Genomic DNA, 21,656 nt, shown 5'->3' with positions numbered 1-21,656 from the left:
AATTCGATCATTTTCAGCGGGCAGCCGCCTACGAACGCGGCCATCACCTCGCCTTATAGACGGAACTTCAGACTATGCGCACGCCCAGATGGCTCTTTTGGACCTATATGTTTGTAATCGTGGCAGGTATCATCCTTGCCCTCCCGAACATGTTCACCAAGGCTCAACTTGAATCGCTTCCGGGCTGGTTCCCGAAGAAGCAGGTCGCCCTCGGTCTCGACTTGCGCGGCGGCTCCTATCTGGTGCTGGAAGTCGATGCGGTGGCGCTGAAACGCGACCGGGTGCGCTCGATTCTGGATGATGCGCGTGGCCGGCTGAGGACGGCGCGCATTCAGCCGCAGTCGGTGCGGGTCGCGGGCGACTCGGTCGTCGTGACGCTCGCCGACCCGTCGCAGCGCGATGCCGCCACCACGGCGCTGAGGGAACTGACGACGCAGGTCGGCCAGGTCGGCTTTGCCGCTCCGGTCAGCGATATCGATATTTCCACCAATGACAATCAGGTGCGGCTGACGCTGACCGAAGCTGGCATGAAGGACAAGCTCGACAATGCCCTTCAGCAGAGCCTGGAGATCGTGCGCCGGCGCGTCGACCAGGTCGGCGTCGCCGAACCATCGATCCAGCGCGTCGGATCGGACCGCATCGTCGTGCAGCTGCCCGGCCTGCAGGATCCGAGCCAGCTGCGGGCGCTGCTGGGCAGTACCGCCAAGATGACCTTCCACATGGTTGCCGACAGCGCGACCGGCGCAACGCCGCCGCCCGGCGTTTCGATCCTGCCCGACGCCAAGGAATCCGGCGTCACCTATCCGGTCGAAGACCGCGTCGCCATTAGCGGCGAGCGTCTAAGCGATGCGCGCGCCGCATTCGACCAGCAGACCAACCAGCCGATCATCTCGTTCCGTTTCGACAATATCGGCGCGCGGCAGTTCGCCGACATCACGAGCCAGAACGTCGGTCGCCCATTCGCCATCGTGCTTGACGGCAAGGTATTGACGGCACCGGTCATCCAGGTTCCGATCACCGGCGGATCGGGCCAGATCACCGGCAATTTCACCGTTCAGGATACTGTGACGACCGCCGCGCTGCTGCGGGCCGGCGCCCTCCCCGCGCCGCTGACCGTGATCGAAGAGCGCACCGTCGGACCGGACCTCGGCGGCGACGTCATCCGCATGGGCCTGCTGACAGGCATTATCGGCTTCGCCCTCGTCGTCGTCTTCATCATGATCCTCTATAGCGGCTGGGGCCTGATCGCCAATCTGGCGCTTGCCTTGAACGTCATTCTCACCTTCGGCGTTCTGAGCCTCATCGGCGCGACGCTGACCCTTCCCGGCATCGCCGCCATCATCCTCGGCATAGGCTTCGCGGTCGATGCCAATATTCTTATCAATGAGCGTATCCGCGAGGAGGCGCGCAAAGGCATCGGCGCAATGGCGGCCGTGGATCGTGGCTTCAAACTGGCCTATTCGACGATCATCGACGCCAATGCCACGCACCTTATCGCCACATTGCTGCTGTTCCTTTTCGGAACGGGCCCGGTGCGTGGCTTCGCCATCACCATGATCATCGGCGCGCTCGTTTCGATGTTCACGGCAGTCACCGTCGTCCGCATCATCATGACGGCGATCGTCCGCCGCCGGAAGATGAAGACGATCCGCATCGAGCACTTGTTCAAGCTCGTGCCGGAAAACACCAATATCTCGTTCATGAACGCCCGTTTCTTCGGTATCGGCGTTTCCATATTCCTGTCCATCGCCTCCATTATCCTGTTCATCCATCCCGGATTGAACTACGGCATCGATTTCAAGGGCGGCATCCAGGTGGAGGTCACCACGTCGAAGCCTGCCGATCTCGCCTCGATGCGCGAAACGCTGGAAGGCCTCGGTCTCGGCGAAGTCGCCCTGCAGCAGGCGGGCGGCGATAGCCAGGTGCTCATCCGCGTTCAGCGCCAGGAAGGCGGCGAGGAAGCGCAGACAGCCGCCGTCACCAAGGTGAAGGAGGCCGTGGAAAAGCTCGATGCGGGCGTGAAGATCGAACGTTCCGAGGTGGTGGGACCGAAGGTCAGCCAGGAACTCGCACGTTCCGGCGTCCTCGCTGTCGTTCTGGCAAGCCTGGCCATGCTGCTTTACATCTGGTGGCGCTTCGAATGGCACTTCGCGCTCGGCGCGATCGCAACGCTCATACTGGATACGACCAAGACGGTGGGCTTCTTCGCGCTGCTTGGGCTCGACTTCAACCTGACGGCGATCGCGGCGCTCCTGACGATCATCGGCTATTCGGTGAACGACAAGGTGGTGGTTTACGACCGCATGCGCGAGAACCTGCGCATTCACAAGAAGATGCCGCTGCGCCAGATCATCGATCTGAGTATCAACCAGACGCTGGCCCGCTGTATCTATACGTCGTTGACGGTGTTCCTTGCGATGCTGCCCATGGCAATCTGGGGTGGCAAGGCGGTCGAGAACTTCGCCCTTCCGATGCTGTTCGGCGTGATCGTCGCCACGAGCTCCTCGCTGTTCATCGCCGCGCCGATCCTCTTGCTGCTCGGCACGTGGTGGGAAAAGAACCACGCACACCGGATCGGGTCGGGGGAAACCCAGGCCAGCTGACGGCGATTTCGCCCGGAACTCAACATCCACCGCTAACTATTTGCGGCACTTGAAAAAAATTCGGCTTCAAGTGCCGCAAAAGCAGGAAAAAGGTTTGCAAGCCGAGCCGGGTGGGCAATACTGCCCCGAACGCTCATTCAACATCGCACCACATCACGAATCCTCGAGGGAGACGCCGCCATATGCCTCATGAAACGCCGCTTATTGCGACAATCGTCATCGGCCTTGTACTGGCCTTTATTTTCGGTGCGATTGCCAATCGGCTGCGTATTCCTCCACTGGTCGGCTATCTCGTTGCCGGCGTGCTCGCAGGGTCGCACACGCCAGGATTCGTAGCCGATCAGGAGCTGGCGGCGGAACTCGCCGAAATCGGCGTCATCCTCCTCATGTTCGGCGTCGGGCTGCACTTCTCGCTCAAGGACCTGCTGTCGGTTCGCGCCATAGCCATCCCCGGGGCGATCGTCCAGATTCTCGCGGCGACGCTGCTTGGCGCCGGCCTCGCCTGGATTCTCGGCTGGGGCCTGCAAGCGGGCCTGGTCTTCGGCCTGGCGTTGTCCGTCGCAAGTACCGTCGTGCTCCTGCGCGCCATGCAGGAACGACGCCTGATCGAGACCGAGCGCGGCCGGATCGCGGTCGGCTGGCTGATCGTCGAAGATCTCGCCATGGTTCTGGCGCTGGTTCTGCTGCCAGCCATCGCCGGCGCCATGAATGGCGGCGCGACGCCGGAAAGCTCGCTGCATCTCGCAAGCGATCCCATAGCGTCCTATTTCAATCTCGGCGTCGGCGGGGTGATCGCGCTGACATTCGGCAAGGTTGCGGCCTTTGTTGCGATCATGCTCATCGTCGGCCGCCGCGTGATACCGTGGACGCTCCATGCCATCGCCCATACCGGCTCCCGCGAGCTTTTCCGCCTCGCCGTCCTCGCAATCGCCCTCGGCGTGGCTTTCGGTGCGGCCAAGCTATTCGGCGTATCGCTGGCGCTCGGCGCATTCTTCGCCGGGATGATCATGAGCGAATCCGAGCTCAGCCACAGGGCGGCGGAAGAGTCCCTGCCCCTTCGCGACGCTTTCGCAGTGCTGTTCTTCGTATCGGTCGGCATGCTCTTCGATCCGATGACCATCGTCAACGATCCGCTGCCACTGCTCGCGACACTGGGGATCATCGTCATAGGAAAGTCGCTGGCCGCGTTCTTCATCGTGCTCGCATTCGGCTATCCCACCGGCACGGCGCTGGTGATTTCCGCCAGCCTCGCCCAGATCGGCGAATTCTCGTTCATCCTGGCGGAGCTTGGCGTCAGTCTCGGCATGCTGCCGGAGGAAGGGCGGGACCTGATCCTTGGTGGCGCAATCCTCTCCATCCTGCTCAATCCCCTCGTCTTCGCCGGTATCGCCTATATGAAGCCCTGGCTCGAGCGGCGCATATCCGGCGGCTCCGAACCGGTAAGCGAGGTTGCCACTCCAACGGATGCGGAGGAAGCCGAGACGGAGGAGCTTCGTCCGACCTCGCTCGCCGAACATACGGTTCTCATCGGCTATGGCAGGGTCGGAAGTCTCGTCGGCGATGCGTTGAAGGAGGTCGGCAAGCCGTTCCTCGTCATCGAGGATGCCGACAAGACGGTAGCCAAGCTTCGCGACGAGGGCGTCGAGACGATCGTCGGAAATGCCGTCAATGGCGATGTGCTCACGGCGGCCAATGTCGCCGAAGCACGTCAGCTCATCCTTGCAATACCCAATGCCTTCGAGGCAGGCCAGATCGTGGTCAAGGCAAGAGCCGCGAACCCGGTGATAAATATCCTTGCACGGGCGCATTCCGACGCCGAGGTCCAGCATTTGCAGGATTTGGGAGCCGATGCCGTGATAATGGGCGAAAGGGAGATCGCCCGCGGCATCGTCTCGCATATAATGGGCCTCGATCAGCCGAAGCCGGAAGGGCCGCTCACCGAAAACTGAAGCAAAACAAGAACGACATGAGTGGGAAATTCGGGCAGGAAGACTATGAAACTAAAAGATTATGCCTGGCCGGCCATTGGCCTGGCAGCCGTGGGAATCTCGGTTTGGCTCCTCTATAAGGAGCTCCGCAGCATATCCCTGGACGACGTAATCGACAGTATCAATGCCATCGATGCCCATCGCTGGATCCTGGCCGCGCTGGCGTCGCTTGTCGCCTATGCCGCACTCGCGGGCTATGACCGGATCGCCCTTCTCCATCTGCGCCGCCATATTTCATGGCTGTTCATCGCGCTATGTTCGTTCACCACCTATGCGCTTTCGCACAATATCGGTGCGTCGGTCCTTTCAGGGGCTGTCGTGCGCTACAGGGCCTATTCCTCGCAAGGCATGAGCGGCCCCGAAATCGCCCTGCTGATCGCCTTCTGCTCCTTCACCTTCATGCTCGGCGTCATCACGCTCGCAGCCTTCGTGCTGCTGATCGAGCCGGAATTGCCGCAGCGTTTCAATGATGAATGGCCGCTATGGTTCAGCTATGCCATTGGCGGCGGCGCGTCGGCCTTCGTTCTGCTCTATGTCTTCGGCAGCTGGCTGAAATTCAAGCCCCTGCGCATCCGGCAGTTCACGCTCGAATATCCACGGCTTTCGGTGGTGATGCAGCAGCTCGTCGTCGGGCCGCTCGAATTGATAGGGGCGGCGGCCATCATCTATTTCACCCTCCCCGCTGCGGGAAATCCCGGCTTTCTCATCATCCTCGGCATTTTTCTCGTATCGTTTTCCGCGGCACTCATATCGCATGCGCCGGGCGGCCTCGGTGTCCTCGAACTGGTGTTCCTGACCGGCCTGCCCGACATGAACAAGGCGGACGTGCTTGCGGCGCTCATCATATTCCGTCTGTTCTATCTGCTTATTCCCTTCGCGCTTTCGCTCATCGTCGTCCTGTTCTTCGAAAGATCGCAATTGCTGCTGCGCTGGTACAGGAAAGACGAGGACAGCTAGGCCCTGCGCCCAAACCGAAACGCCAAGAAACTTTCCAGCCAGCGGACTATGCCAGGAGAATATTTTTCTATTCCGACCGCAATTTAGTCCCCGGTTCCTTCGAAAATCGCTGATCGCAGCCTATCCTTTCCACGGTGATATTTGCCAGCCCCAGCGAAGGAGCGATTGCATATGACGACACTGTTGATCCCCGGCTATCGTGGCTCCGAAAACGGGCACTGGCAGCGCCAATGGTTGCGCGACGATCCCAACGCACACCTCGTCGAACAGGATGACTGGAACGCGCCGACGCTTTCGCAATGGCTGCATGTTCTCGAAGCCCGGCTTGCGGAAACGCCGGGGGCAGTGCTGGTGGCGCACAGCCTCGGATCGATACTGGTTGCCCATCTCGCCGGGCGTCCATCGGCAGCGCATGTCGCCGGCGCCCTTATCGTCGCGCCGGCGGATGTCGAGCGCATGGCCGCGGCAGACAGGACATTTGAGAGCTTTGCGCCGCTGCCGCGCCAGAAGCTGAGCTTTCCCGCCATCGTCGTTGCAAGCCGCGATGATCCCTACATGTCGTTCAACAAGGCAAAGGCGCTGTCGGAAGTATGGGGAGCGGGATTTGTCGATCTCGGCAATGCCGGCCACATCAATATCGACAGCGGCCATGGCGTCTGGCCGGAGGGCCATATCCTTGCCGGATCGCTGGTCCGGCCGCAGCATTCCGGCGAGCGGGCTGCCGCCTGACCGGCATCTAGGCCAGTTGCTTGCGCTCCAGCAGATACTTCAATACCAGCGTCAGGACGGCGATCAGCGCCAGCGTCGATGCCGCGGCGAATGCGCCGGTGACATTGTAGTCGTTGAACAGCAGCTCGATCTGCAGCGGCAAGGTGTTGGTCTGGCCGCGGATCGCGCCGGAAACCACTGACACCGCACCAAATTCACCCATGACGCGGGCGTTGCAAAGCACCGCGCCGTAGAGCAAGGCCCAGCGGATATTCGGCAGCGTGACATAAAAGAACGTCTGGATGCCCGAAGCGCCGAGGGTGATGGCCGCTTCTTCGTCTTCGCTGCCCTGCGCCTGCATGAGCGGTATGAGCTCACGCGCGACAAAGGGACTGGTGACGAAAAGGCTGACCAGGAAGATCGCCGGGACCGTGAACATGATGCGGATGTCGTGGCTCTCGAGGAATGGGCCGAGCAGGCCCTGATTGCCGTAGAGAAAAAGATAGGTCACGCCCGCAACGATCGGCGAAATCGAAAACGGTATCTCGATAAAGGTAATGAGCAGCCGCCGCCCGGGAAAGCGGAAGCGTGTCACGAGCCAGGCGACGCACACGCCGAAAACCATGTTGATCGGCACGACGACGATCGCGGTGAGCACGGTCAACCAGATCGAATGCAATGTCGCCGGTTCGCTGATCTCGGCGAAATAGACGCCGAAACCTTCCCTGAAGGCATAGGCGAAGATGATGACCAGCGGCACGCCGATCAGGACGATCGACAATATCCCGGCTGCCGCGACCAGCCACCACTGCCCGGCAGTGCCCGGGCGCTTGCCGCGACCGTGTGGCCGCCCCGGGCCCAATGCGGGAAGAGCCATATCAGTTGCGTTCTGCATAGCGGAGCTGCCAGGCCTGGATGGAATTGGTGACGAAGAGCATGACGAATGCGATCGACAGCATCACTGTCGCCAGCGCGGCCGCAGCCGGATAGTCATATTCGTCGAGGCGTATGAAGATCAGCAGCGACACCACCTCGGTTTCGAACGGCAGATTGCCGGAAATGAAGATGATCGCGCCGAATTCGCCGAGGCTGCGGGCGAAGGACAGGCTGCAGCCGGCGATGAATGCAGGCAGAATGGCCGGCCATATCACCCGCGCGAACACCTGCCACTTGTTGGCGCCGAGGGAGCGGGCCGCCTCCTCCACATCGCTTGCCACATCCTCCAGCACCGGCTGCACGGTGCGTATGACAAAGGGGATGCTCGTGAACATCATCGCGATGGCTATGCCGAGCGGCGCATAGGCGACCTTGATGCCGAGCGGCTCCAGGAACTGCCCGAACCAGCCATTGCCGGAAAACATGGTGACCAAAGCGAGGCCGGCGACTGCCGTCGGCAGGGCGAAGGGCAGATCCACCACGGCGTCGAGGATGCGCTTGCCGGGAAATTCGTAGCGCACCAGAACCCAGGCCAGCAGCATTCCGAAGACGGCATTGCCGATGGTCGCCAGCGCAGCAGCCCCGAGGGTCGTGCGATAGGTGGCTATGGCCCGCTCGGACGATATGATGGTCCAGAAATCGACCCAGCCGAGGCCGTAGATCTTGTAGAGCATCGCCAGCAATGGCAACGCGACGATCAGCGTGAAGTACAGCAACGTCACGCCGAGCGTCAGGCCAAAGCCTGGAAGTATTCCGCGATTGCTGGGACCCCTGAAGAACGACATAGCGCTTCTTAATCGATCACCGAGCCAAAGCAAGGCATCTGTAGCCGGAAGGACGCGGTGTAAACATCATTCCGGCCGACAGAACGCCGGACTCAGCGCCTGGTGAACACCTTGTCCAATATCCCGCCCTCGGCGAAATGCTGCCTGGTTGCCTTGTTCCAGCCGCCGAACACGTCTTCGACTGTGAGAAGGCGCGTCTCGGGGAATTGCGAGGCGTATTTGGCCTTTACCGTTTCGTCGTGAACGCGGTTATAGTTCTGGGCCAGGATGTCCTGCCCCTCGGCAGTATAGAGGAACTTCAGATAGTCCTCGGCTATGGCGCGCGAGCCACGCTTGTCGGCAACCTTGTCGACGACGGTGACGGGAAATTCGGCCAGCAGGCTGACCGGCGGCACGACCGCCTCGTACTTGTCCTCGCCGAGCTGCTTGCGGGTTCCAAGCACCTCCGCTTCGAAGGTGATGAGAACGTCGCCAATGCCGCGCTCGGCAAAGGTCGTCGTGGACGCGCGGCCACCGGTATCGAACACCGGCACGTTGGCGAGCAGCTTCTTGACGAACTCCTGCGCCTTGGCCTCATCCTTGTTGTTCGCCTCCAGCGCATAGGCATAGGCGGCGAGATAGGTATAGCGCGCATTGCCGGACGTCTTCGGATTGGGGAAAACCACCTTGACGTCATCCCGCACGAGGTCGTCCCAGTTCTTGATGCCCTTCGGATTGCCGGCCCTTACGAGGAATGCCGGAAGGGAATAATAGGGCGAGGAATTGTTCGGCAGCCGCGATTGCCAGTCGGCGGGTATGAGGTTGCCCTTGTCATGCAGGACCTGAACGTCCGGCACCTGGTTGAAGGTCACCACATCGGCTTCCAGCCCTTCGAGGATGGACCGCGCCTGCTTGGACGAACCGGCATGCGACTGGTTGACGGTGATATCCTTGCCCGACGATGCCTTGTAGCTGGCGGTGAAGGCTTTATCGATCTGCTCGTAAAGCTCGCGTCCGATATCATAGGACACATTCAATATTTCCGTCGGCTCGGCCTTCACGGGCACAACACCCAGTCCCAGCGCCAGAACAGCGTAGGCGATCATCCTCTTCATCACACTCTCCATGCCCGGTAATGCCGGCGGTGCCGACACGCGATTTTTCGCGGATATTTTTTTCGACATTGCCGGGGCGGCAGGCGATTAGGAAGGTAAAATATACTATTGGACGGTGGAAATCAGGACGTTCGTGCTAAGGATCGGCAAAAACCGAGCAAGCGGCGCTGAGCGCCGCCGCCCATTGTCACAACGGCCGAAAATCGGCGGTATAGGACCGGTTCTTACCAGAAGCCGCGGTGCTGCCAGCACCAGAGAAAATCTTCCTCGGTCCAGTTCCTTCTGCGCCGTGCAGCGGCTTCGGCTGCACTCACCCTGTCGCCCTGTTCGTCGCTGTCGTCCTGGCGTGCAAAAAAGGCATCACGCCAAAAACGCTCCGCCTTGGTGAAAATACTGCTAGCTTCACTGTGCATTGCAATCTCCCTGAAATCAGGTGGCGAGTGGGCTTCCATCACGGCTGCCATTGCCGAATGATGACGGCAGGAAATCATTTGTCAACAATCACGACTGAATTAATCGTGTATCGATGGCGCGTTCGGCGATCCGCGTGCCGGCCGCATCCTTAATGAAGCCTTAATTTTCAGCGATTTAGGCGCGGCAATAAAGCTCACGTAAAAAATTCGCTCCCCATCGTTTTTTTAACCAATTTCGGTTAGAAACGAGCGCGCGACAAGGGACGGCCGCGCCCGAAACCGCAGTCAGACAGAGAAAATGATTTCGCAAAAAGCAAAATACGCTCTGCGAGCCCTTGTTGTTCTTGCCCGAGCAGACGCGCAGAAGGCGCTCTTCATATCCGATATTGCGGATGAGCAGAATATTCCGAAGAAGTTCCTCGAACAGATCCTTCTTGATCTGAAACGCGAAGGCATCGTCATGAGCCGTCGTGGCAAGATGGGCGGCTATCTCCTGCTCAAGCCGGCCGACGAGATCACATTCGGCGAAGTCTTGCGCCTGATAGACGGGCCGATCGCTTCCCTTCCCTGCCTGAGCAAGATCGCCTATCGGCGCTGTGAGGACTGCGAGAGCGAGGAGACATGCGAGATTCGCCATGTCTTCCACAGGGTCGCGAATGTCACCCGTGGCGTGCTCGATGGCACGACGATCGCCGACTGCCTCGCCTATGGCAAGGCAAGCCCCATCGCTGCCGTCCTTGAAGGCTGATTGCCTTAGCTGAACACCGCCTTGCCGATGACGGGCGTTGACGGGACCGCGAAGTCGCGCGGTTCCAGCATCTGCGCCCGATAGCCGCGATGGCCGGCATTCACCGCCTCCGCAAATGCCGCCGCCATTTCGACGGGATCGCCAGCCTTTGCGACCGCGGTATTCAGCAGCACGGCATCAAATCCGAGCTCCATGACGCTGCAAGCATGCGACGGACGCCCGATCCCCGCATCGACGATCAGCGGCACAGCGGGAAAATGCCCTCGCAGCGAGCGCAGCGCATAGGGATTGACCGGCCCCATGGCGGAACCGATAGGCGCGCACCATGGCATCAGGACCTCGCAGCCGGCCTCGAGCAGCCGCTCGGCGACCACGAGATCGTCCGTCGTATAGGGAAACACCTTGAAGCCGTCCTGCGTCAGGATGCGCGCCGCTTCCACCAGCGCGAAGACATCGGGCTGCAGGCTGTCGTGATTGCCGATCACTTCGAGCTTGATCCAGTCCGTCCGAAAGAGGTCCCTCGCCATATGCGCGGTCAGCACGGCTTCCTTCACCGTATGGCAGCCTGCAGTATTGGGAAGCACCCTCACGCCCAGCGACTGGATCAGGGACCAGAAGCCGTCTCCCGACTTGCCGCCCGCCGTCTCGCGCCGAAGCGAGACGGTCACGATGCCTGTTCCGGAAGCCTTGACGGCCTCCGCCAGCACCGCCGGCGACGGATATTGCGCCGTGCCGAGCAGCAGGCGCGAGGCGATTTGCTCGCCATAGAGATCAAGCATGTCAGCCTCCCTGCTTCGGGGTCAGTATCTCGACCCGGTCGCCGTCGCTCAGGACGAAACCAGCGCGTTCAGCCGCGGGGACGAGCTGGCTGTTGACCGCCGTTGCAAGCCAGTCGCCGGTGAATTCCAGTTCGGCAAGCACCTCGCCGAGGCCCTGGGCGCTCACCTCGCGCGGCTCGCCATTGATGATCAGTCTCATGGTTTTTCCTCGTTTTCGATCAGGCCCGCCGCCCGGACAGCCATCGCCGGCGCGAGCAGAAAGCCGTGGCGATAAAGGCCATTGATATGGATCGTCGCGCCATCGCGGCTCACGCGCGGCAAATTGTCGGCATAGGCGGGCCGGATGCCGACGCCGGTTTCCACCAGCTCCGCCTCGCCGAATGCCGGATGCAGCGCATAAGCCGCATTGAGCAGTTCCATCAGCGACCGCGCTCTTATCGGGCCGGACTGATCGCTTTCGATCATGGTTGCGCCGACCATGAACATATTATCGTCGCGCGGCACGATGTAGAGCGGAAAACGCGGATGGATGAGGCGAACCGGCCGGGCCAATGACAGTTCGGCCGTCCGAAGCAGCAGCATCTCGCCGCGAACGCCGCGCAGGCCGGATAGCCGGGCCGCCATCCCGCTGCAATCCACCGTCCGGTCATATGCGGCGACGTCCGGCGCTGCCGCGTGAAATTCCACACCCGCTGCCGCGAGCTTGGTGCGCAACTGCATCAGCGCGTTGCGTGGGTCGAGATGCGCCTCCTGCCCGAAGAAGAGCCCGCTGCGGAAATTCTCCGCAAGATCGGGTTCGAGCGCAGCTATCTTCGCGTGATCGACCGGCTCGAATCCGGTCGTGCGGCCGGCGAAGCGGCGCAGTTCGCCGGTATCCCGCGCCGGCGCAACCACCAGCGTTCCATTGCGCCGCACCAGCCCCGGCAAGGCGGCATCCCACCAATCCGCCGCGCCGGCGCCGAGATCGACGACCGCCTGTTCGGCGCTTTCACGCTCGCAATAGGGTGCGAGCATGCCGCCCGCATACCAGGAGGCGGCATGGCGATGGCCCCCTACAGGATCGAATAGGGCGACGTCATGTCCCCTGCTCCAAAGCTCATGCGCCACCGTGAGGCCGGCAACCCCGGCCCCTTTCACCAGTATCGGCATGCTCAGCCAGCCCCGCCGCCTTCCAACGGCATGTAGAGTTCGCCGCCGACACGGAATTTCTCCGCCATGGCAGCCATTCCCTCCTTTTGCGCCTCGGCACGGATATCGTGCGAGATCCGCATCGAGCAGAATTTCGGCCCGCACATGGAACAGAAATGCGCGACCTTATGCGCATCCTTCGGCAGGGTCTCGTCGTGGAAGAGGCGCGCGGTTTCCGGATCGAGCGACAGGTTGAACTGGTCTTCCCAGCGGAACTCGAACCGCGCCCGCGACAGCGCATCGTCGCGCAGCTTGGCGGCGGGATGCCCCTTGGCAAGGTCGGCCGCATGTGCGGCGATCTTGTATGTGATCACCCCGACCTTGACGTCGTCGCGGTTGGGCAGGCCAAGATGCTCTTTCGGCGTCACATAGCAGAGCATTGCCGTGCCGTACCAGCCGATCATCGCCGCGCCGATGCCCGAAGTGATATGGTCATAGCCCGGCGCGATATCGGTGGTCAGCGGTCCAAGCGTATAGAACGGCGCCTCTCCGCATATGGCCAATTGCTTGTCCATGTTCTCCTTGATCTTGTGCATCGGCACGTGGCCCGGGCCTTCGATCATCACCTGGCAATCCTTCTCCCAGGCAATCCGCGTCAGTTCCCCGAGCGTCTCGAGCTCGGCGAATTGCGCCGCGTCATTGGCGTCGGCGATGGAGCCGGGTCTCAACCCGTCGCCCAGCGAGAAGCTGACGTCATAGGCGCGGCAGATATCGCAGATCTCCTCGAAATGTTCATAGAGGAAGCTTTCCCGGTGATGGTGCAGGCACCATTTGGCCATGATCGAGCCGCCGCGCGAGACGATGCCCGTCACCCGGTTCACCGTCAGCGGGATGTAATGCAGCCGGACGCCGGCATGGATCGTGAAATAGTCGACGCCCTGCTCCGCCTGCTCGATCAGCGTATCGCGATAGATTTCCCAATTGAGGTCCTCGGCAATGCCGCCGACCTTCTCCAGCGCCTGGTAGAGCGGAACGGTCCCGATCGGAACGGGCGAATTGCGGATGATCCAATCCCGGATATTGTGGATGTTGCGTCCGGTGGAGAGGTCCATGACCGTATCGGCGCCCCAGCGGATGGCCCAGACCATCTTTTCGACTTCCTCTTCCATGGAAGAGGTCACGGCCGAATTTCCGATATTGGCGTTGATCTTGACGAGGAAATTGCGCCCGATGATCATCGGCTCAAGTTCCGGGTGATTGATGTTGGCGGGGATGATGGCCCTGCCCCGCGCGATCTCGTCGCGGACGAATTCCGGCGTGACGTGGTCGGGAATGGCGGCGCCGAAGGATTCTCCGTCGCGCAGGATGCTGCGCGCGGCGTCGCGTCCGAGATTTTCGCGGATCGCCACATATTCCATCTCGGGCGTGATGATGCCGGCCTTGGCATAGGCGAGTTGCGTAACCGCCTTGCCATTCTTCGCCTTGCGCGGCCTGTTGATTACCGGGAACGCAGGCGTCAGCCGCTCGCCGGATGCGAAGCCGTTATCGGCCGGTTGGACATGCCTGCCCTCATATTGCTCGGTATCCGCATGGGCGATCGACCATTGTTCTCTCGCCCGGGCGATACCCTTGGCGATGTCGATCGCCACATTTGAGTCCGTGAACGGTCCGGAGGAATCATAGACGGGAAGATCGGGCTCGCCCGCGGTCGGATGAACGGCAATCTGCCGCAAGGGGACGCGAATCGAAGGGTGAAGCTTGCCCGGTTTGTAGATTTTCTCTGAGGCCGGCAGCGGCCCCGTGGATACTTTCAGTGTGTCGGTCATCGTCAGGTTCCATTGTTTGCGTCAAGGAAACCCAGTTCTGTGCCGGAAGGATGAAGAACTGCGCGAGCCTGGAATCAGACTTTTTGCCAGAGCTGGTCGCAGCTTTGCACCGTCCCTACGCCAGTATGAACTGGATCAGGTTCAACGGGTCACTGCGCTGCAAAAGCCAGCAGTATCTCAGCCCCTTGTCGGGACCCCCCTGGTGAATAGCGTTAGAAGAGCGGCTTAGCGCCGCTCTGTCAAGTGTCAGGCGTCGCGCAGCGGCTTCAACGCGCCGGCCCATTTGGCCAGCTCGGCAAGCATCGTCTTGGCGCCGTTGGTGATCGCCTCATTGGGCTGGAACACGCCCTCGTCATTGATGAAGTTCTGGTAGAGCGGCACCGGCACCGACTCCGAGAGCGGCACGAGCCGCAGGGCAGACATGAGCCCCTTTACCGATTCCACCGCGCGCATGCCGCCGGAAATCCCGCCATAGCTGACAAAGCTCGCGGGCTTGTAGTTCCATTCGTTCCAGAGATAGATCAAGGCGTTGATCAGCGACGGCGGCGCATTGTAATCATATTCCGGCATGACGAAGACATAGGCGTCGGCCGCATCGACCACCGCGCTCCACCTCTTCGTATGTTCGTGCTCGTATTTCTTCATCCGCGGATGGCTGGGTTCGTCGAGCAGCGGAAGGTTGATATCCGCGAGATCGACAAGAACAGGCTCGAACGTGCCATCCTGCCTGACGAATTCATGAAACCATTCCGCCACCGGCGGACCACCCCGGCCGGGACGTGTACTTGCAATGATGATATTCAACTTGAGCGCCATTGGTCTCTCCATGATTCACGACAGCCCTTGCATAGGGACGACGAGCCTAGGCTTGCAAGAAGGCACTTTCGGGAAACCATGTGAATAAGCCCGCGACGGATGACCGCGCGGGCTTTTTATTCAATCAGGCGCGACGTTCAACGATGATCGTTGCCGGCAGGGGCGCCGCGTTCCTTTTTCTTCGGGCCGGGCAGAAGCCCTTCCCGCTGAGCCTGCTTGCGCGCCGCCTTGCGGGCACGGCTGACAGCCTCGGCCTTTTCACGCACCCGGCGCTCGGAGGGCTTTTCAAAAGCCTGTCGAGCCTTCATTTCGCGAAACAGCCCTTCGCGTTGCATCTTCTTTTTCAGGACCCTCAGGGCCTGTTCAACATTGTTGTCGCGAACGAGAACTTGCAATCCTAATCCTCACCATTTTGTCTGCGTGGCGCGGTATATCGCCTTGGAGCAGCTTGAGAAGCGCGAACTCTATTCAGTTCGCGCCTGAAAATCCAGTGCCGCAGCTCAATTGTTCGCATTACACGCAATTAATTGCATGGATTGGCACCGGGCGATGGGTGTGCGGCACTGAACAACCATGAGGGCTCAGCATGAGGGAGGTGGGCCGTGAACGGGGGCACAACTGGCCCACGTGGTGGGATAGATTTTCGGCCTCAAAAAAAATTTTGCCCTGTAAGCTGCTGATTTCGCTCATTCTTCCTTCCGGCACGCAAAAAACTTATCCCACCACTTTGGAACCGGGTTATTCTGATTCGGTCCTTTCCAGTGGGGGAGCAGCTTCCGGTGCTGTTTCGATTGCTGGGAGAGGATGGCGTTGCTGAATAGTCGGAAGTGACAACCCCGATTGGCCAGCAAACTGCAGAAGGAAACGGAGGTGGCGCTCTTGTTTCCGGGTTGTTGCGTCTGACAAACGCAACAACAGCAGGCAAAGACGTCGCGGGCGGTCTTCGGACCTCGACCCTGATACCTACTGACGCGCTGAAGACCGCCCGTCTCCCCCCATTTTCAATGACCAGACGCGATTTCGCGGGCGTGGTGCGGATCTTCCGTATTCAATCCACCACCCTCGTGCTGAGCCAGGTGAACTGGCACAGCATGAGGCATGTCGGTCGCCTAAAGCGCGGCGGTGATGATGATCTCGACCTTGTATTCGGGCGTGGCGAGCTTGGCTTCGCCGGTAGCGCGAGCGGGCGCGTTCGCCGGATCGACCCAGGCATCCCAGACGGCGTTCATTTCGCCAAAGTCCTTCATGTCGTCGAGCCAGATAATCGCCTGCAGCAGCTTGGACTTGTCCGTGCCTGCTTCCTTGAGAAGGCGGTCGACGGAGGCGAGTACATCCTTCGTCTGTTCCGTGACGCTCTTGCCCGGACCACCGACCTGGCCGGCGAGATATACGGTATTGCCATGGATGACAGCCTGGCTCATGCGGGGGCCAGCTTCAATTCGACGAACGCTCATGGATGTCTCCTCGTAAGAATATGGCAGGCCAATGCCCGCCGGGGCACAAGAAAAAAGGGCCGTAAGGCCCTTATTTTCGAAGATATGGTGGGCACAGTAGGGATCGAACCTACGACCCGCTGATTAAGAGTCAGCTGCTCTACCAACTGAGCTATGTGCCCTCCGGCCGCCTGAACGGCAGTAAGTGAGCGCTCTATAACGGGGCAAATCTTGCCTGTCCAGCCCCTCGCGACAACTTTATTGTTTCGCCGTGCAACAACTGCGCTTTGGCGCAGCTCAGACAAAAATCCGGCCCTCCGCGACCTTCACCGCTCCACCGCCTATGCGGGCGCCGACGAGCCGGCTGTCCGCGATGTCGAGCTCCAGCCGCAGCTTCGATGGCCGTCCCATCTCGAAGCCCTGTTCCAGCGAAAGGTGCAGCACGCCGTCGAGCGGCTGGTCGAAGGCGTGAACGGCACCGGCGAACGCCGCCGTCGCCGAACCGGTCGCGGGGTCCTCATAGGTGCCGTCATCGCTGACGAACATGCGGGCGTGAAAATGGCTGTCATGCCGCACCGTCTCGCGGCAATAGGCGTAGACGGGCAATTGCCGCGCGCCGATGCGGGGCGCCACCTTCTTCATCGCCGCCTGATCTATCCGGATGCGCCCGGCCGCGTCGATGCCGTGGAGCGGAATAAGAAGGTAGGGCACGCCCGCCTCCCAGATGCTCGGCACGTGGTTCTCGAAGCCTATGTCGCCCGGCTCCAGCCGAAGCGCGGCGGCTATCGCCATCCTGTCGTAATTATAGGCGACCCGCTGCGGCAGCCTCGGCAGGTCGAATTCGGCGAAGGCGCCGGATTGGCCCAGCGTCACGCCGCAGCGCACCGCCCCCACCTGCTCCTCGAGAATGATCAGTGCATCCTGACCGCTCGTCTCGGCGCCGAAGCGGCGGTGGGCGAGCGATATGGCGGTGCCGACGGTCGGATGCCCGGCAAAAGGCAGTTCATAATCCGGCGTGAATATTCGTATCGATGCCGTATGCGCGGGGTTCTGCGCCGGCAGCACGAAAACCGTCTCGGACAGATTGAATTCCCTTGCGACCCGCTGCATGGCCGCGTCGTCAAGCCCCTCGGCCTCGTGGACGATGGCCAGCGGGTTGCCGCTCAATGCCGAATCGGTGAAGACATCATAAATCTCGTATTGACGACCCGACATGGTTTCGCTCCCGTTCGCCGGAAAATAGAACACGCTTTCGCCGGATCAAGTCAAACCTTGTTATGGTAACATTGGCCTTGTCATGGTGGCATTGGCCTATGGGGCCGACGCGGCCTCCGTCGTCGCTGCTCCTCGCTGAAATGCCAGTCGCCAAAGATGCGGAACGGCGCCGGCGTGGCCTCCCCCATCTCTCCGGCCGCCGAAATCGCCGTCACGCCGTCGAGTTCCGGCACCTGTTCGGATGCAATATGCGCGCTGATGCGCGCCAGCAATTCCCGGGCTTCCAGCGCCAGGTAGTACCGCCGGAACAGGGCGATGCTGCGTCTCGACGTTACGAGATAGGTCGCGCTGTCGCGATCCGCCGCCGCCGACAGGTCGATGCCCGTTTCCTCGGCCACCTCGCGGTGCATGTTGCCTTCGATATCGATCGTACCGCCGACGACATCCCCCTCGTCGAACGAACCGGCCGGAAAATAGACGCGGCCCGCCGCCGAAGTCGAAGCCGCCATCCGCCCGGCGATCAACCGGTTGTCGGCCGAGACGATGACACCGACGGCGAACACATGCCAGGGCTTCGCCAGATCGGCATTCTTCTTCCAGTGCAGCATGGTAGCGAAACGGGTGCGCCGATAGCGGGCAGCGAAAACGCCATTGTCCACGTCCGCCGCTTCGGCCATGAAGAACGGGCCGTTGAACAGCGCGGGATTGTCCGTCACGTCGCTCAGCCAGTTGGCGTCGATCTGCTGGCGGTTCCGCACCTCGTAGTCCAGCGGGCCGTCGTCGATCTGCAGCTTCGCTGCAGCAAGCGGTACGACTGTCTCTTCGGGAATATTCAGCATGCCTAGGCCATGTCCAATGTTACCGCGACGGGGCAGTGATCGCTGGCCTTGGGACGGTCCCAGCCCACCCTCGGAAAACGTTCGACCGCCTGATCCGGCGGGAATATGGTGCGATATGGCTGGCCCTGCCGGATGATATCGGGAACCGCACCGGCATTCTTGCCCGCCAGCGCCGCGGAGGCGAGAACATAGTCCAGCTGGCAAAGATGACGCTCCTGCGGCCCGCGGGTATGGTAGAGCGTCCAGCGATCGATCGCGGGGCGCCGCTCCACGAGATTCTCGCAGAAGCCGCCTTCCGTCAGCACATTGACGCAGCTCAGGGCTTCCTCGACCGGCTCGAACCCGTAGCCGGACAGGCTGTCGCCGCTGATGATGACGCGCTCGCGATAATCGTTGAAATCGCCGCAAATGAGCCAATCCCGCGCCATGGCGCCGGCAACGCCGCCGAACTTCTCCTCGATGATGCGCCGCACCGCCTTGGCCTCCGCCATGCGAACCGGCATCGATGCCGTACGCCCGTCCATCCCGTTTCGCGGCGAGCCCATGGATTTGAAATGGCTGACGAAGAGCGAAAGCGGCCTGCCGCCGACGCGCAGATCGATGCACAGGCAATCGCGCTTGAAAATGCGCTCATGCGGTTCAAGGCCGAGCAGCGCCAGTTCCGGCGTATGCAGCCCGAACTCCTGGTAGGTGACATGGGCATGGCTCGTCATCTCGACGAATTCGATCGCCTCCCCGTCGCGGGTCTGGTCGCGCACCAGCACCGCGACATCGATGCCGCGGCTGTCATTGCCCTCGACCATGTATTTGTGGCGGTAGCCCTCGCCCACCATCTTGAAGAGATAGCCGAATTCGAAGGCATTGAGCGCACCGATATTGTCCACCTCCTGAAGGCAGATGATGTCCGCATGGGTGGCGGCGATCGCCAGAGCCGTGAGCTGCCTGGTATCGTCCGTATGCGCGATGGCGCGTGCCTGTTCCAGCTGGCGATACTGATTCTCGTCCTTTATCTGGAACAGCTGCAGCGTCCTGTCCTGGTTGAGATTGTTCCTGAACCCCGAAAAATCGAACCGGTTCATGAGGTTTTCGACGTTGAAGGTGGCAATTCGAACTGACATGCACGTCCTGAGGCTCAAGGGGGATGGCTGCTCCGGCCGAAACTAACCACATTGTGACGCTTCGGCCAGTAGCTTTGCACTGCCGCGACACCTATATGCGGGGAAGACGAATATGGGAGACGGAAAGTGAAACGTTTGATCCTCATGACCCTGGGCGCGGCGCTGATCGGCGCGATACCGGCGGCGACGGCTTCGTTCGCGCAGGAAATTCAGACCTACCGCCCGGCTCCCCGCGGCCTCGACGTTACGCCGCGGACGCAGATCATCCACCGCAACAGCGCGGGCTACAAATATCGCGAGCCCGATTGCCGGGGTTCGGGCAGCGGCTGCTACAATTTCCGCCGGCACAAGCCTGTCGGCCCTTCCGGCCCGAGCCAGGCGGAGCGCTGCAAGGCCGCGTATCAATCCTATCGCGGCTTCGACAATACCTACCAGCCCCATGTCGGGCCCCGCCGCCGCTGCGACCTCTAGCATAGAAAAAAGGGCCGGCGGATTGCTCCACCGGCCCTTTCATCGGTTCGTCCGAAGATCAGTTCTTGGCCTTGTCGACGAGCTTGTTCTTGCCGATCCATGGCATCATGCCACGCAGCTTCTCGCCGACTTCCTCGATCTGGTGGCTGTCGTTCATGCGGCGGATGCCCTTGAAGCGGGAAGCGCCGGCCTTGTATTCCTGCATCCAGTCGGAGGTGAACTTGCCCGTCTGGATGTCCTTGAGCACGCGCTTCATCTCCGCCTTCGTCTCGGCAGTGATGATACGGGGACCGGAAACATATTCGCCCCATTCGGCGGTGTTCGAGATCGAGTAGTTCATGTTGGCGATGCCGCCCTCGTAGATCAGGTCGACGATGAGCTTCACTTCGTGCAAGCACTCGAAATAGGCCATTTCCGGCGCGTACCCGGCTTCAACCAGCGTCTCGAAGCCGGCACGGATGAGCTCGACCAGACCGCCGCACAGGACCACCTGCTCGCCGAAAAGATCGGTTTCGCACTCTTCACGGAAATTGGTTTCGATGACGCCCGAACGTCCGCCGCCAACGCCGCAGGCATAGGAAAGCGCGAGGTCATGCGCATTGCCGGAAGCATCCTGGTGGATGGCGATGAGGCAGGGAACGCCGCCGCCCTTCTGGTATTCGCCGCGCACGGTGTGGCCCGGGCCCTTCGGCGCGATCATGACGACGTCGACCGTCTTCTTCGGCTCGATCAGTCCGAAATGGACGTTCAGGCCATGCGCGAAAGCGATTGCCGCGCCATCGCGGATGTTGGCGGCAATGTGGTCGCGGTAGATGTCGGCCTGAAGCTCGTCCGGCGTCGCCATCATCATCAGGTCCGCCCATTTCGCCGCATCGGCGACGCTGACGACCTGAAAGCCGTCGGCTTCGGCCTTCTTGGCCGTTTCCGAGCCGGCGCGCAGGGCGATGCGCACATCCTTGGCGCCCGAATCCTTGAGGTTCAGCGCATGGGCACGGCCCTGCGAGCCGTAGCCGATGATGGCGACCTTCTTCGACTTGATGAGATTGATGTCCGCATCCCGGTCATAATAAACGCGCATGTGATTTATCCTTCCTATGAATGTTGCGGCCCATCGGGGCCGTTTTCCTGTGTTTGGTAAAGGCGAAGAAATTGTTCCGTTGCCCGATGCGCGTCGCGTTCGATCGCCGCGTCGCTCAGTTCGAAATGGTCGCCGAGCAGCAGGCGGATCTGCACATCACGCACCACCAGGCCGAAAAAGGTGCGGAACGCCTCGCGCTCGTCGTCAAAGCGCAGATAGCCGGCCTCGCGCCCGGTGAGGAGCAGCGGCTGCAGCCGGCGCGCCATCGCGAACGGGCCGTTTTCCAGCACGATCCCGCCAAGGTCGCGGCCAAGGCCATGCCGGTCGATGCCCGCATGGCTGATCGCCACGCGGTTCAGCGCAACGGAGATCTTGCCGGATATGACGCGCAGCCAGTCGGCGGCGAACCGCTCAAGGCCGATCTTCAATGCCCTCAGATCGAAATCGTCGCGCCGGACCGGCACGCCCCTCACCTTCGAGGCCTGCCATTGCACGGTGGCCGTCAGAAGGCCGTCACGGTCGCCGAACCATTTGTAGAGGCTTTCCTTGGAGCAACTGGCGCGGCGCGCCACGCTGGTCATCGTCAGCTTGTCGCCGGCCTCGACCAGAAGCGCCAAGGCAGCATCGAGGACGTCTTTCTGACGCTCCGTCAATGTGGTCTCGCCTATCTCCAGTTCTGAAGCCAATTCATCCTCCGGCCGTACCGTACCGTACGTTACGG

Annotated in this window: 21 protein-coding genes, 1 tRNA gene, 1 pseudogene and 1 riboswitch; of the genes and pseudogenes, 6 read left to right on the top strand and 17 right to left on the bottom strand. The window is 61.2% G+C overall.

All coding sequences use genetic code 11. The features are described 5' to 3' along the window. Positions 1-74: 74 nt before the first annotated feature. The 4 genes from secD (at position 75) to OSJ75_RS01490 (ending at position 6,277) form a co-directional block, all read left to right on the top strand. Positions 75-2,603, top strand: coding sequence for a protein translocase subunit SecD (secD, locus tag OSJ75_RS01505; RefSeq protein ID WP_250013363.1), 2,529 nt, complete (start codon positions 75-77; stop codon positions 2,601-2,603). Positions 2,604-2,785: 182 nt separating this feature from the next. Beyond that, positions 2,786-4,552, top strand: a complete 1,767-nt coding sequence (gene ybaL / locus OSJ75_RS01500) for a YbaL family putative K(+) efflux transporter (RefSeq protein WP_267226414.1) — start codon at positions 2,786-2,788, stop codon at positions 4,550-4,552. A gap of 45 nt (positions 4,553-4,597) precedes the next feature. Further along, positions 4,598-5,548 carry a lysylphosphatidylglycerol synthase domain-containing protein gene (locus tag OSJ75_RS01495; RefSeq protein WP_250013361.1) on the top strand — a complete coding sequence of 317 codons (951 nt, stop codon included), beginning with the start codon at positions 4,598-4,600 and terminating at the stop codon, positions 5,546-5,548. A 171-nt stretch (positions 5,549-5,719) separates the two neighbouring features. Then, complete coding sequence (locus OSJ75_RS01490; protein ID WP_267226410.1) at positions 5,720-6,277, top strand: alpha/beta hydrolase; 558 nt, start codon at positions 5,720-5,722, stop codon at positions 6,275-6,277. Between the two features lie 7 nt (positions 6,278-6,284). Here OSJ75_RS01490 and cysW read toward each other — a convergent pair whose 3' ends face one another. The 4 genes from cysW to OSJ75_RS01470 all read right to left on the bottom strand — a co-directional run bounded on the left by cysW (position 6,285) and on the right by OSJ75_RS01470 (position 9,484). Continuing rightward, a complete protein-coding gene (gene cysW / locus OSJ75_RS01485; protein WP_250013356.1) occupies positions 6,285-7,151 on the bottom strand; it encodes a sulfate ABC transporter permease subunit CysW in 867 nt (288 codons plus the stop codon). Beyond that, on the bottom strand, positions 7,135-7,977 hold the full coding sequence (gene cysT, locus OSJ75_RS01480) for a sulfate ABC transporter permease subunit CysT (RefSeq protein WP_267226407.1): 843 nt from the start codon (positions 7,975-7,977) through the stop codon (positions 7,135-7,137). The genes cysW and cysT overlap by 17 nt, the downstream gene beginning before the upstream one ends. Before the next feature lie 92 nt (positions 7,978-8,069). Next, the gene (locus OSJ75_RS01475; protein WP_267226404.1) at positions 8,070-9,071 is read right to left on the bottom strand and encodes a sulfate ABC transporter substrate-binding protein; all 1,002 of its coding nucleotides are present in this window, start codon (positions 9,069-9,071) and stop codon (positions 8,070-8,072) included. Between the two features lie 224 nt (positions 9,072-9,295). Continuing rightward, positions 9,296-9,484, bottom strand: coding sequence for a hypothetical protein (locus OSJ75_RS01470; protein WP_267226402.1), 189 nt, complete (start codon positions 9,482-9,484; stop codon positions 9,296-9,298). Positions 9,485-9,782: 298 nt separating this feature from the next. Between OSJ75_RS01470 and OSJ75_RS01465 the strand changes: the two genes are divergently transcribed. Then, positions 9,783-10,232 carry an RrF2 family transcriptional regulator gene (locus OSJ75_RS01465; RefSeq protein ID WP_250013348.1) on the top strand — a complete coding sequence of 150 codons (450 nt, stop codon included), beginning with the start codon at positions 9,783-9,785 and terminating at the stop codon, positions 10,230-10,232. A 5-nt stretch (positions 10,233-10,237) separates the two neighbouring features. On the opposite strand, the gene OSJ75_RS01460 is transcribed toward OSJ75_RS01465, so the two are convergent. From OSJ75_RS01460 to OSJ75_RS01410, 11 genes are all read right to left on the bottom strand, one after another. Beyond that, positions 10,238-11,011, bottom strand: coding sequence for a thiazole synthase (locus OSJ75_RS01460; protein ID WP_250013345.1), 774 nt, complete (start codon positions 11,009-11,011; stop codon positions 10,238-10,240). A gap of 1 nt (position 11,012) precedes the next feature. Beyond that, complete coding sequence (gene thiS / locus OSJ75_RS01455; RefSeq protein WP_267226398.1) at positions 11,013-11,210, bottom strand: sulfur carrier protein ThiS; 198 nt, start codon at positions 11,208-11,210, stop codon at positions 11,013-11,015. Continuing rightward, the gene (gene thiO, locus OSJ75_RS01450) at positions 11,207-12,160 is read right to left on the bottom strand and encodes a glycine oxidase ThiO (protein WP_267226395.1); all 954 of its coding nucleotides are present in this window, start codon (positions 12,158-12,160) and stop codon (positions 11,207-11,209) included. Before thiO ends, thiS begins: the two co-directional genes overlap by 4 nt. A gap of 2 nt (positions 12,161-12,162) precedes the next feature. Then, on the bottom strand, positions 12,163-13,965 hold the full coding sequence (thiC, locus tag OSJ75_RS01445) for a phosphomethylpyrimidine synthase ThiC (protein WP_267226391.1): 1,803 nt from the start codon (positions 13,963-13,965) through the stop codon (positions 12,163-12,165). Positions 13,966-14,059: 94 nt separating this feature from the next. Then, positions 14,060-14,176: riboswitch (TPP riboswitch) on the bottom strand. A gap of 35 nt (positions 14,177-14,211) precedes the next feature. Next, positions 14,212-14,781, bottom strand: a complete 570-nt coding sequence (locus OSJ75_RS01440; protein ID WP_250013336.1) for an NADPH-dependent FMN reductase — start codon at positions 14,779-14,781, stop codon at positions 14,212-14,214. Between the two features lie 137 nt (positions 14,782-14,918). After that, positions 14,919-15,176 carry a 30S ribosomal protein S21 gene (rpsU, locus tag OSJ75_RS01435; protein ID WP_250013334.1) on the bottom strand — a complete coding sequence of 86 codons (258 nt, stop codon included), beginning with the start codon at positions 15,174-15,176 and terminating at the stop codon, positions 14,919-14,921. 714 nt (positions 15,177-15,890) lie between these two features. Beyond that, the gene (locus OSJ75_RS01430) at positions 15,891-16,235 is read right to left on the bottom strand and encodes a RidA family protein (RefSeq protein ID WP_250013332.1); all 345 of its coding nucleotides are present in this window, start codon (positions 16,233-16,235) and stop codon (positions 15,891-15,893) included. Between the two features lie 85 nt (positions 16,236-16,320). Further along, positions 16,321-16,396, bottom strand: a tRNA-Lys gene (locus tag OSJ75_RS01425). 115 nt (positions 16,397-16,511) lie between these two features. Beyond that, positions 16,512-17,429, bottom strand: a complete 918-nt coding sequence (locus OSJ75_RS01420; RefSeq protein ID WP_250013331.1) for a PhzF family phenazine biosynthesis protein — start codon at positions 17,427-17,429, stop codon at positions 16,512-16,514. Between the two features lie 80 nt (positions 17,430-17,509). Then, entirely contained in the window at positions 17,510-18,268 is a 759-nt protein-coding gene (locus OSJ75_RS01415) for an NUDIX hydrolase (protein WP_267226386.1), read from the bottom strand. Positions 18,269-18,270: 2 nt separating this feature from the next. After that, positions 18,271-19,386 (bottom strand): endonuclease/exonuclease/phosphatase family protein, encoded by a 1,116-nt coding sequence (locus OSJ75_RS01410; RefSeq protein ID WP_267226384.1) that lies wholly within the window; start codon positions 19,384-19,386, stop codon positions 18,271-18,273. Between the two features lie 375 nt (positions 19,387-19,761). Here OSJ75_RS01410 and OSJ75_RS01405 point away from each other — a divergent pair. Then, positions 19,762-19,857 (top strand): annotated as a pseudogene (locus OSJ75_RS01405) (BA14K family protein); the annotation flags it as partial. A 58-nt stretch (positions 19,858-19,915) separates the two neighbouring features. Here the strand turns inward: OSJ75_RS01405 and ilvC are convergent. Both ilvC and OSJ75_RS01395 read right to left on the bottom strand, forming a co-directional pair. Next, positions 19,916-20,935, bottom strand: a complete 1,020-nt coding sequence (ilvC, locus tag OSJ75_RS01400) for a ketol-acid reductoisomerase (protein ID WP_250013327.1) — start codon at positions 20,933-20,935, stop codon at positions 19,916-19,918. Between the two features lie 14 nt (positions 20,936-20,949). After that, positions 20,950-21,621: a TetR/AcrR family transcriptional regulator gene (locus tag OSJ75_RS01395; RefSeq protein ID WP_250013326.1), complete on the bottom strand. Its 672-nt coding sequence runs from the start codon at positions 21,619-21,621 to the stop codon at positions 20,950-20,952. Positions 21,622-21,656 lie beyond the last annotated feature (35 nt).

The organism is Phyllobacterium sp. 0TCS1.6A (genome assembly GCF_026420825.1).
Taxonomy (GTDB): Bacteria; Pseudomonadota; Alphaproteobacteria; order Rhizobiales; family Rhizobiaceae; genus Phyllobacterium.
The sequence above is the reverse complement of the archived record's forward strand: the minus strand, read 5'-3'. Positions and strand labels throughout refer to the sequence as shown.